Source organism: Klebsiella sp. RHBSTW-00215 (assembly GCF_014103785.1).
Classification (GTDB): Bacteria; Pseudomonadota; Gammaproteobacteria; order Enterobacterales; family Enterobacteriaceae; genus Klebsiella.
This window is the reverse complement of record NZ_JABXQS010000001.1, coordinates 4499686-4510655: the sequence shown is the minus strand read 5'-3', so window position 1 is coordinate 4510655 and position 10970 is coordinate 4499686. Positions and strand designations below refer to the sequence as shown.

The 10970-nt window shown below is 48.5% G+C and carries 11 protein-coding genes; 7 read left to right on the top strand and 4 right to left on the bottom strand.

Going from position 1 to position 10970, the window contains the following annotated elements:
* Nucleotides 1–543 precede the first annotated feature (543 nt).
* From HV127_RS21375 to HV127_RS21350, 6 genes are all read left to right on the top strand, one after another.
* A complete protein-coding gene (locus tag HV127_RS21375) occupies nt 544–1332 on the top strand; it encodes a phospho-2-dehydro-3-deoxyheptonate aldolase (protein ID WP_112214963.1) in 789 nt (262 codons plus the stop codon).
* A gap of 16 nt (nt 1333–1348) precedes the next feature.
* Nucleotides 1349–1900, top strand: a complete 552-nt coding sequence (locus HV127_RS21370; RefSeq protein WP_181486262.1) for a glycerol-3-phosphate responsive antiterminator — start codon at nt 1349–1351, stop codon at nt 1898–1900.
* 20 nt (nt 1901–1920) lie between these two features.
* Nucleotides 1921–3459, top strand: coding sequence for an FGGY-family carbohydrate kinase (locus tag HV127_RS21365; RefSeq protein ID WP_182238577.1), 1539 nt, complete (start codon nt 1921–1923; stop codon nt 3457–3459).
* 11 nt (nt 3460–3470) lie between these two features.
* A complete protein-coding gene (locus HV127_RS21360; protein ID WP_181486264.1) occupies nt 3471–4232 on the top strand; it encodes an SDR family oxidoreductase in 762 nt (253 codons plus the stop codon).
* Nucleotides 4233–4248: 16 nt separating this feature from the next.
* Nucleotides 4249–5244, top strand: a complete 996-nt coding sequence (locus HV127_RS21355; RefSeq protein WP_182238575.1) for a 2-hydroxyacid dehydrogenase — start codon at nt 4249–4251, stop codon at nt 5242–5244.
* A gap of 89 nt (nt 5245–5333) precedes the next feature.
* Entirely contained in the window at nt 5334–6596 is a 1263-nt protein-coding gene (locus tag HV127_RS21350) for a PTS transporter subunit IIC (RefSeq protein ID WP_181486266.1), read from the top strand.
* Between the two features lie 122 nt (nt 6597–6718).
* Here HV127_RS21350 and ompC read toward each other — a convergent pair whose 3' ends face one another.
* A complete protein-coding gene (gene ompC, locus HV127_RS21345) occupies nt 6719–7801 on the bottom strand; it encodes a porin OmpC (RefSeq protein ID WP_182238573.1) in 1083 nt (360 codons plus the stop codon).
* Between the two features lie 636 nt (nt 7802–8437).
* Here ompC and HV127_RS21340 point away from each other — a divergent pair.
* Complete coding sequence (locus tag HV127_RS21340; protein WP_228727484.1) at nt 8438–9091, top strand: methyltransferase domain-containing protein; 654 nt, start codon at nt 8438–8440, stop codon at nt 9089–9091.
* A gap of 120 nt (nt 9092–9211) precedes the next feature.
* On the opposite strand, the gene HV127_RS21335 is transcribed toward HV127_RS21340, so the two are convergent.
* The 3 genes from HV127_RS21335 to HV127_RS21325 are packed head-to-tail and all read right to left on the bottom strand — an operon-like array spanning nt 9212 to nt 10940.
* Complete coding sequence (locus HV127_RS21335) at nt 9212–9664, bottom strand: MaoC/PaaZ C-terminal domain-containing protein (protein WP_142513740.1); 453 nt, start codon at nt 9662–9664, stop codon at nt 9212–9214.
* 21 nt (nt 9665–9685) lie between these two features.
* The gene (locus HV127_RS21330) at nt 9686–10018 is read right to left on the bottom strand and encodes an L-rhamnose mutarotase (RefSeq protein WP_220471427.1); all 333 of its coding nucleotides are present in this window, start codon (nt 10016–10018) and stop codon (nt 9686–9688) included.
* 19 nt (nt 10019–10037) lie between these two features.
* Entirely contained in the window at nt 10038–10940 is a 903-nt protein-coding gene (locus tag HV127_RS21325; RefSeq protein WP_182238569.1) for a dihydrodipicolinate synthase family protein, read from the bottom strand.
* Between the last annotated feature and the right edge of the window lie 30 nt (nt 10941–10970).

Below are 10970 nucleotides of genomic sequence, written 5' to 3'. Positions count from 1 at the left end.
TCTAATTTATTTATGGATATTGTCGTCTGATTCATTAATATCAGGTTACGAGTACATTTGTCGTCTGAGTCGACATCATTTTTAGGGACAGGATGTCATTAATGAAAAAGAGAAAATGGTTCGCATACCTACGCGACACGTCAATTCCGCAACACAAATTTCGTCCGGTGAAATGGCTTGCATTTATTGCTACATTGTTATTTCTGGCGCAGTTTGTGCTCGAAACACTCCTGTTATCTGAATAATCCAATATCTTCAGTCACACATTTCACTTCAGATTAACCTTAATGAAATATTGTGATGAATCTCTCATTTTCTAAACAAGCGTTGGACAGTAAGATCGTAAGCATGTTAGTAATTTAATCAAGCAGGAGAACGGATTTAAATTAAACAGAATTTAAACCCTTCCCAATAAGCTAAAAAAATTTAATTGATAATGGTTTGGATTACTGAACGGTTATCAAAAGGGTAAGTGAATCGAAAGCCCTCAGAGACGAAAGTCTCTGAGGGCTTTTTTTGTTTTTCTATCTCAGGAGTAAAAAAATGTCTAAAGAACGTCGTCTCTCTCGCATTTTCGCAAAAGATGGTAAATCAGTCACTCTGGCACTGGATGGCTACTATTTTTCAACCAAAACAAATGGTATTGATAATACAATAAACCAGCTCCCTACCCTGGTTGAGAGTGGTTTGGATTGTGCGCTGGTTACTTATGGCATGCTCAAAAATTTCCGCGAGGTTTTCAATTGCGTTCCCGTTGTATTACGCGTCGATAGCACGGTGAGTATTTTTGATAATACCGTTCCCGATACGACTCCGGTTTTTTCCATCGAAGATGCACTGAAAGTCGGTGCCGAAGGCGTGGTTTGCATGACCTTCCCCGGTGCATTCAATGAAGAAAAAACGCACATCATGGCGATGCAGCTGGCGCAGGCCGCTGACCGCTGGAATGTGCCGCTGATCGTTGAATCTCTACCGTACGGCTACCCCGTCACCAGCGATGACTCCAACAACCCGGCCATTATCGCCGCCTCGGCGCGCATCGCTGTTGAGCTTGGCGCTGATGTTATCAAAACGCGCTTCACTGGTACCGCGGATGACCGACTGATTGTTGAAGCAAGCGGCGTGCCGGTACTGGCGCTCGGTGGGCCAAAAACCGGTATTGATGGCTACTTCAAGTTTGTCGAGCACTGCATGCAGGTTGGCGCAAAAGGCGTAGCGGTGGGCCGTAATATTACCCAGGACCCACAGCCCGCAAAAGTAGTAGCAGGTCTGAATGCCATCATCCATGAAAATGCCACAGCGGAAGATGCATACAGCCTCTACATGGCTTAATCACACGGATACTAATATGTTTTTAAATAACACCATCATACCGTCAGTTAGAAAATACAAACATTTTGAACAGGCGTTAGCCTGCCCTTCAGAATATGTACTGTTATCCGAAGCGAATATCGGAAATTTGCAATCACTGATTGGCAAATGCCATCAAAGTGGCAAGAAAGTCCTTATTCACCTGGAGTTGCTGGGTGGTTTTAAGCCAGACCAGGCGGGGATCAGTTTGTTAAAAAATTACTACAAAGTTGATGGTGTTATTTCGTCCAATCTCTCGGCCCTACGATTTGCCAAAAAAGAGGGGTTGTTAACTATCTTTCGGGTGTTGCTTATCGATTCGCGTTCGCTGGACCAGTCCATCGATATTGTTAAACATAACCCGCCGGATGCCATTGAGATCTTACCTGCTGAATATGCCTGCCAGTGTCTGGAATTGATTAGCCGGAATTTAAAAGGCTTTGACGTGATATTCATCGCCGGAGGCTTTGTTAAGCGGAAATACCTCGTTGATAAAATATTCCATGCCGGATTTAAGGGTATCACCACCAGCGAACCCGGATTATGGTAACTAATAAGGAGTTCACGAAAATGAACCAACAATATGTCATGGGTATTGATAATGGCGGCACCGTGACCAAAGCGGCGATTTATGACCGCAGCGGTAACGTGGTGGCCATCGCCTCAAAATCAACGCAAATGCTAACGCCAAAGGAATTTCATACCGAGCGCGATATCAACGAACTGTGGGCGGCAAACGTTGAAGTGATTAAAAAAGCTATTGCCCAGTCCGGTATCGACGCCAGCCAGATTACAGGCGTGGCGGTGACCGGCCACGGCAACGGACTGTATATGGTGGACGAAACCGGTACACCGGTGCGTAACGGGATTATTTCCACCGACAGCCGGGCGAAAGCGTACGTTGAAAAGTGGTACCGCGAACCAACGTTCTTGACCGAAATATTGCCAAAAACCATGCAGTCAATCTGGGCCGGGCAGCCCGTTGCCCTCCTCGCCTGGCTAAAAGACCACGAGCCTGAAACGCTGGGTAAGGCGCGCTACATTTTTATGGTCAAGGATCTGATTCGTTTTTACCTGACGGGTGACGCCTTCCTCGAACTCACCGATATCTCAGGCACCAACCTGATCAACGTCCGCGACCGTGATTATGATTCATCGCTGCTGGCCTGGTGGGGGCTCGCCGAGCTTCGCGACAAACTCCCGCCGATTAAGCTTTCCACAGATTGCTGCGGCTATATTACCGACGAAGTAGCCCGGTTAACTGGGTTATGCGCGGGAACGCCGGTCTCCGGCGGCGTCTTTGATATCTCCGCTTCATCCGTCGCTTCCGGTATCAATACCCTGGATAAGCTGGCGATCATCACCGGGACCTGGAGCATCAACGAATACGTGACCGACCATCCCGTTATCGATAAAGATCTGTTTATGACCTCTATCTACCCGATTGAGGGCAAATGGTTAATCACCGAGGCCAGCCCGACTTCCGCCAGCAATCTTGAGTGGTTTATCAATAACTTCATGGAAAGTGACCGCAAAACCGCTGCGGCACAGGGTTCATCGGTCTATGAGCTGTGCAATGAACTGGTCTCTACAACCACCGCCGATGAAAGCCACTTGCTGTTCTTCCCGTTTGTATTTGGATCCAACACCATCCCGGATGCTTCAGCGGGTTTTATCGGACTCAATAGTTTCCATAAAAAGGCGCATTTCCTGCGCGCAATCTACGAAGGCGTCGCGTTCAGTCATCTTTATCACACCGAGCGTTTACGCAATATCAACCCAAATTTAAGCCGCACTATTCGCATTGCGGGCGGCGTCACCAACTCCCCGGTCTGGCTACAGGTCTTTGCCGACATTTTCCAGTCCACTCTGGAGATTGTTGACGTTAAAGAGCACGGCACGCTGGGCACCGCGATGACCGCAGCAGTGATGGTTGGCTGGTTTGATGATGTCTTTGCCGCCTCAAACGAGATGGTTCACGTTTCGCGAACCGTCGCCCCTAATCCGGACAACAACAAGGTCTATCAGGATAAGTATCAGCTCTACAAAAACCTGTTATCGGAAATGCAGTCTCCGTGGAAAAGCTGCAGTAACTACATCACGCATTAAGTGAGGAAAGTATGGATCTGAATTTACACCATCGCACAGCTATCGTTACCGGCGGCGCAACGGGACTCGGCAAAGAGTTTGTCCTCTCGCTGGCCAAAGAGGGGGTCAACATCTGCTTCACGTATATGCGTGATGAAGAGTGCCCGGAACAGTTGGTCGAAACGGTGAAAAGCATCACCAACGTCGAGATTATTGCGGTTAAAACCGATCTTTCCGATGAGCAAAGCCGGGAGAATCTGTTCGCCACCTGCATCGAGAAGTTGGGTAATGCCGATATTCTGGTTAACAACGCCGGGATCTGGCTGAGTGGCTATGTCACCGAAATCACGCCGCAGGACTGGGACAAGGTGATGAATGTCAACCTGAAGGCGGTCTTCCACTTAAGCCAGCTGTTTGTAAATCACTGTCTGAGTAAAGATCAGGCGGGTAGCATTCTGAACATTACTTCCCAGGCGGCCTTCCACGGCTCAACCACAGGCCATGCCCACTACGCGGCCAGTAAAGCGGGCCTGGTGGCCTTTTCTATCTCGCTGGCGCGTGAAGTGGCAAAACAAAAAATCAATGTCAACAACATCGCCGTCGGCATCATGGATACCGCGATGATCCGTAAAAACATTGAACAAAACCCTGACTATTACGTCAGCCGTATTCCGGTGGGCCGGGTGGCCCAACCGCAGGAAATTGCCGACATTGGGGTCTTCATGGTTTCTCCTAAAACCAGCTATATGACGGGAGCAACTCTGGATGTCACCGGCGGTATGTTGATGCGTTAATTTATGGAGAATCATTATGAAATGTCTGGCAATTGCCGATCTTTTTATCAATGCAGCGATGATGGACGCAGGTCTGAAAGCGCTTAAAGATAAAGGTATCGAGGTGGAAGTTCGCGAATGGTCGCATGAATCAATCGAAAAGCTACAGGAGGACAATTTACAAGTTGAGCAACAAGGCGCTGAAGCGGTGGCATTGCCCGCCGCCCTGCTCCAGGGGGCAGAGGACGTTGAGATCCTGATAACCCAGTTCGCCCCGGTTAATGCGGCAGTTTTCGATAAACTGCCAAAGCTCAAGTACGTGGGCGTGCTGCGCGGCGGAATTGAAAACGTCAACCAGACAGTGGCGAAAACCCGCGGAATTGAGGTCATGAACACGCCGGGGCGCAACGCCCGCAGCGTAGCGGAGTTTACAGTCGGCATGATCCTGGCGGAAATGCGCAATATCGCCCGTTCACACGACGCGCTGCGCGATAAGTTCTGGCGCAAAGACAGCCCTAACTACCAGGCCATTCCTGAACTGGGCGGTAAAGTGGTCGGTCTTGTCGGGCTGGGGCACATTGCCCAGCTGGTCGCCGGGTTCCTGCGCGGTTTCGGCAGTGAGATTATCTTTTATGATAAATACGTCTCCGGGCACGATTGCTATGAAAAGGTGGACTCGCTGGACGAACTGGTTCAGCGGGCGGATGTCGTGTCGCTACACGCCCGCATGACGCCGGAAACCGAAAACCTGATCAACGCCCATCATTTTGAGCTAATGAAACCGAGCGCCATTATTGTCAACACGGCACGCTCAGGGTTAATCAACGAACAGGATCTGATTGCCGCACTTCAGGCAGGAAAAATTATGGGCGCGGCATTGGATACTTTTGATGATGAACCTTTGCCGGACGCTAGCGCGTTTTATACGTTGAATAACGTCACGATAACGCCGCATATTGCCGGTAGCACGATTGACGCATTCAGCAATTCGCCAAAGTTATTTTCTGAGATCTTATTAAAGAAACTCGGCTAAATATTAAAAGAACCAGTTAAGATTTTTATACGGCCCATTGGGCACGGGTTCGCTCGTGCCCAATTCAGCAGCCTGTTTAAGGAATTATTATGGATATTATCAACAGCATTATTAGTCTGGGGGCATCAGTAATGATGCCAGTAATATTCTTTATTATCGCACTTTGTTTTGGGGTAAAAATCGGCACCGCATTTAAAGCCGGGATGCTCGTGGGGATCGGCTTTGAAGGGGTTGGCCTGGTGATTGGTCTGCTGTTAACCAACATCGGCCCGGCCTCGCAGGCGATGGTTGAGCGCATTGGCCTGCAGCTAACTGTGGTGGATACTGGCTGGCCGACCGCTTCGACCATCGGCTGGGGTTCGCCGTTGATGCTGCCGGTGGTCGTCGGTTTTATCGTTATCAATATCGCCATGCTGCTGCTCAAACTCACCAAAACGGTCAATATCGATATATTCAACTACTGGATTTTCCTGATTATGGGATCGGTAGTGTATGCCGGAACCGGTAACTACTGGCTCTCAGTCGGTATTACTTTCGGTATATTTGTCTTAACCCTGCTGGCAGCAGATTTAACCGCACCATATTTACAAAAAAACTATAATCTTAAAGGGATTTCTTTCCCCCATCTTACCTGTATAACCTATGTCCCGTTTGGTATTGCCTGTAACTATATTATTGATAAGATCCCGCTAATCAATAAAATCAATTTCGACCCGGAGAGTATTAATAAGAAATTCGGCGTCTTTGGTGAACCGCTAACCCTGGGCTTCGTGCTGGGACTGCTGCTGGCCTTCCTTGCCGGATACGATGTTTCAGCTGCGGTATCGCTGGCGATTAAAGTTTCCGCCGCTATGCTGCTGCTACCAAAAATGATCGAAATTTTAGTTCAGGGTTTACTGATCGTTCGCGATGCCGCTGAAGCTAAGCTGAAGGCTAAGTTCCCTAACCGCGATTTCTATATCGGGATGGATACAGCGCTGCTCATAGGCGAGCCTTCGGTGCTGGCGACCGGGCTGTTGCTGATCCCAATGGCGGTAGTGCTGTCAATTATCCTGCCGGGCAACCGCGTGCTGCCGTTTGTCGACCTGGCCTCGCTGATGTTCCTGCTGGCAATGGTTACGCCGTTCTGTAAACGCAATATGTTCCGCATGTTTATTACCGGTACGCTGGTGATAACCTGCATTTTGTACGTCGGTACGGATATTTCGAAAGAGTACACCCAGGCAGCGGTCAACTCTAATATTCCGGTGCCGGAAGGGATGTCTGAAATCACTAATATCGTCGGAGGAGCAACCACCCCGGTTGGCTGGCTGGCGGTGAAATTCGGTGAGTTTTTCAGTACTGCGCCCTAAATTCCCCTTCTCTCCCTGCCCGGCGCTGGAAACGGCGTCGGGTTTTTTATCGCCCTGCTTTCACCAAAAAAATGCCTGCCAGGAGGGTTAGCTGGCAGGCATTGTACGATAAAACGCATGACTTAGAACTGGTAGGTCATACCTACAGCAACGATGTTGTCGGTGCTGATCTTGACATCTTTGGTGAACGTGTTGTCATCCAGCAGGTTGATTTTATAGTCCACGTAGGTAGACATGTTTTTATTGAAGTAGTAAGTCGCGCCTACATCAATGTATTCAACCAGATCCTGGTCGCCGTAGCGGCCCAGATCTTTGCCTTTTGATTTCAGGTAGGCGATGGATGGACGCAGACCAAAATCGAACTGATACTGGGCAACCACTTCAAAGTTTTGCGCGGTATTAGCAATATAGTCGCCACCAAACTTGGTCATATTGTGGGTTTCAGCATAAGTCGTCGCCAGGTAGATGTTGTTGGCGTCATACTTCAGGCCGGCAGCCCAAACTTCTGCTTTTTCACCACGAGCATAGAGGCCCGGGTTATTACGACCCTGGCTAACCTGAGCATCGGTACGGTCGGAAGCCGCATAGGCCGCACCTACGCTAAATCCTTCGTACTCATAGGAAGAGGACATACCCCAACCATCGCCATGATCTTTCGCCAGATTATCACGTTTCTCTTCCTTACCCTGGTACTGTACGGCAAAGTTCAGGCCGTCAACCAGGCCAAAGAATCCGTTGTTACGGTAGGTAGCCACGCCGGTAGTACGCGCGGTTGCGAAGACGTCGGTCTGCGTCCAGGTGTCACCACCGAACTCAGGCAGCATATCGGTCCAGCCGCCGATGTCATAAGCAACGCCATAGTTACGACCATAGTCCAGAGAACCATACTCGCCAAACTTCAGGCCCGCGAACGCGAGACGCGTTTTGTCTCCGGAATTGTCACCTTCAACGTTATTGGCGCTGAAGTTATATTCCCACTGGCCGTAACCAGTCAGTTGATCGGTGATTTGCGTTTCACCTTTAAAGCCCAGACGCGCGTAGGTCTGGTCGCCATCTTCACCTTTATCACCAGAGAAATAATGCAGGCCGGTCACTTTCCCGTAGAGGTCGAGTTTGTTTCCGTCCTTGTTATACACTTCAGCTGCCTGCAAAGTTCCTGCAGCAAGAAGTGTAGAGACGGCCACTGTTAGTAATTTTAACTTCATATTATTTCGTCCCTAACTATTATTTATTAAAAGAATATCAAATCTCAGATGCCTTCTGAGCGGATCCATTATGCGATAATTCTCAAGACGACTTGAAATGAAAAGTTCCTTGTTTTTATACCAAAAACCGTAATTGTGACAGAGGTGGTGGTTGTTAATTGACGCACATCAATTAATCGCACTGCCAACACGCAATTATTCTGAATCAGAATCCTTTCAACCTGCAAAAGTAGAATGTTCAACTAAAATACAGATATTCACATAAGGAAATTCTAATGATAAGATAAATTAAACATTAAATTTTGTTAAATTGAAGTTAAATCAATAAGTTACAATTTAAACTTTGACCTTGAAAAATCCTAAATATAAAAGAGTCAATTCGCCACATTGGCTTTCAAACGGTATATTCGGAGTTTTCTATCCTGATTTGATTTCGTCTGATTTTATTACCTGTTTTATTTTGGCTTTTTTACAAAACTTCAAAATATTATACCACCACTGTTTAAGGTTTGTTTAGTATTTCTGTGAAAGGGACGTCGGCTACAGTATTTTTAAGGGATGGCTTTAGTAATGAATAAATTTAGTCCAGAAAATTGCCCGAGAGATTATCTTAATCAGAATATGATGGGGCCGAATGTGCTGAGACTGGTAGAGGAACTCAGCCGTTCCCTGGAACTTTGGCCAGGCATGCGTATTCTCGATCTGGGCTGTGGTACGGGGCTGTCATCAATGTATCTGGCAACCGAATTTGGCGTCGAAGTTGTGGCAGCGGATTTGTGGGTTAACGCTGATGATAATGCCCGCCGCTTCGCGTCCGCTGGCATGGAGAACAAAATTACGCCAATTAATCTCGACATCAGCGCCTCCCCAGGGCTCGGGATCTTCGCTCGCGACGCTTTTGATGCGGTTGTCAGTATTAACGCCTGGCACTACTTCGGCACCGATCGCTCTTTTTTTGATCAATGCATCGCGCCGTATATCAAAAATGGCGGCATGGTGGCCGTCATTATCCCGGGGTTGCGTACTCAAAACGCTGAAGCACTCCCTGAAATGCGTTATCTTATTGATAGCGGCGTGAATCTCCTGACCACCGACCGCTGGCGCTCTGTGTGGTCTAAAAGCCAATATTTGACTATCAGCCAGTGTCGCCACATGACCTCCGGTCGCCAGGCGTGGCTGGAGTGGCAGAAGTGCGAAAATGTGTTTGCCGCAGCCGATATGACCTGGGGAGATGAAGAGACGGGTAAGCAGTTGCGTTTTATTCAAATGATCGGTCATGTTATTAAATAAATAACCAACACGCATTGGGTAGGTCTTTCTGCCGGATAACGGCTAACGCCTTATCCGGCCTACAACACCACAATATCAACATGTTATACGGTAGTCGTAGGTCCGGACAGGCGCGTACTTTTATTCGCCAATATTCCGTTTTTCAACCAGCAGCACATGCTGTGTCGCCATGACGCACTCGTTGCGCTGATTCACGGCCTCCAGCTTTTCCGTCACAAAGCCGTATTTCTCATTACGCGGGTGATCTTTCATTTCGCTAATAGAAATATTGACCCGAATGGTATCGCCAATAAAAACCGGATGCGGAAAACGCAATTTTTCATAGCCATAGGTCATCGCTTTGGAATTAATAACGCCAGCCGTCATGCCTACGGCGACGGCAAAGGTTAAAGTACCGTGGGCAATACGCTGGCCAAAAGGCTGAGTTTTACACCACTCGGCATCCATATGATGGGGATAAAAGTCGCCGGTCTGCCCGGCGTGAATAACAATATCGCTTTCGGTGATGGTGCGCCCCGTTGTTGTCCGACATTCAGACAGGGAAAAATCTTCGAAATATTTATCAATAAACATAATTCATACCTCTTCAGGCGGTTACTCCAGGTGATAAACCTCTTCCATTGATGCCCACAGCTCCCCTTCCTTTCTGGTTTCCAGGGGAGTCAGGCACGGAATGCACTCTTCCCACCAACGCTGTGTTACCGGGTCTGCGGCCATCTTCGCCATATCTTTTTGATAATCATCGCCGTGATATTCGTAATAGCTGAACAGCCAGCCATCTTTAAAATAAATAGAGTAGTTTGAAATGTTACAGGCTTTAATCATGGCATTCACTTCAGGCCAGGGATTAGCATGCAGTTGCGCATAATAAGCATATTTTTCAGGTTTAACCTGAATAACACCGCCGAAGCGTTGAATAGTTTTCATATTATCCCTCGTAAATTGATTAGATAATGGCGCTTTGCTTCAGCACCTCACGAACTTTAATTTTCCGCTCTTCGCTTAATGGTCCGGTCGGGCGCAACGAATTCACCGGCACATCAAGGCCGATAAGCTGTAATGCGTATTTAATGACGTTATAAAAAGGCACATCCAGGCCGTAGAGCGGTGGGATCCAGGACAACCGCTGCTGCAACGCGACCGCTTCGCTCAGCTCCCCGTTACGCCAGTGATGATAAATGCCGCAGGTCAGCTCCGGGGCAAAGTTCGCGCTGGCGGGGATCGCGCCGTCGCCGCCTAAAATCAGGGTGCCAAACAGATATTCATCATATCCGGAGAACACAGCAAAATCCGGGCGCAGCGGTTTCACCGCATGAATCACTTCGCGAATATGATTTAAGGTATCAACGGTATCCTTCAGACCCACGATATTCGGGCATTCCAGCGCCAGACGCTGGATACAGGAAACAGGGATCGACTGGCCGGTCAGCGCCGGGAAGTTATACAACACGATTGGTACCGGCAACTGTTCGGCGATATAGCGGAAATGCTCGAACAGATATTCATCGCCCAACGGGTTGTACCATGGGTTGATCACTACCACGCCGTCGGTACCAGCCTCCAGCGCTTTGCGGCCAAATTCGAGGGTTGCCTGAGTTCCCGAGTGTGAGATGCCAATCAGTACCGGCTTACGTCCCGCAACGTACTCAATGCAAAACTGCATCACCTCCAGGCGCAGGCTATCTGACATATGGGCGAATTCGCCCGCGCTGCCGAGAAAAAAGAGTCCATCCACATCGCTGGCAAGCAGATGGTCAATCAGTCGCGACATAGCCGGACGATCCAGCAGCTCGTGCTCATCAAACAACGTAGGGACCGGGGGAATAATGCCGCTAAATTTCGTACTCATGTGTCACTCCTGATGTTCTAAAAGATATCG

Coding starts and splice junctions, on each gene's coding strand:
- HV127_RS21375 (WP_112214963.1), top strand. CDS start 544: ATGTCTAAAGAACGTCGTCTCTCTCGCATTTTCGCAAAAGATGGTAAA.
- HV127_RS21370 (WP_181486262.1), top strand. CDS start 1,349: ATGTTTTTAAATAACACCATCATACCGTCAGTTAGAAAATACAAACAT.
- HV127_RS21365 (WP_182238577.1), top strand. CDS start 1,921: ATGAACCAACAATATGTCATGGGTATTGATAATGGCGGCACCGTGACC.
- HV127_RS21360 (WP_181486264.1), top strand. CDS start 3,471: ATGGATCTGAATTTACACCATCGCACAGCTATCGTTACCGGCGGCGCA.
- HV127_RS21355 (WP_182238575.1), top strand. CDS start 4,249: ATGAAATGTCTGGCAATTGCCGATCTTTTTATCAATGCAGCGATGATG.
- HV127_RS21350 (WP_181486266.1), top strand. CDS start 5,334: ATGGATATTATCAACAGCATTATTAGTCTGGGGGCATCAGTAATGATG.
- ompC (WP_182238573.1), bottom strand. CDS start 7,801: ATGAAGTTAAAATTACTAACAGTGGCCGTCTCTACACTTCTTGCTGCA.
- HV127_RS21335 (WP_142513740.1), bottom strand. CDS start 9,664: ATGTTTATTGATAAATATTTCGAAGATTTTTCCCTGTCTGAATGTCGG.
- HV127_RS21330 (WP_220471427.1), bottom strand. CDS start 10,018: ATGAAAACTATTCAACGCTTCGGCGGTGTTATTCAGGTTAAACCTGAA.
- HV127_RS21325 (WP_182238569.1), bottom strand. CDS start 10,940: ATGAGTACGAAATTTAGCGGCATTATTCCCCCGGTCCCTACGTTGTTT.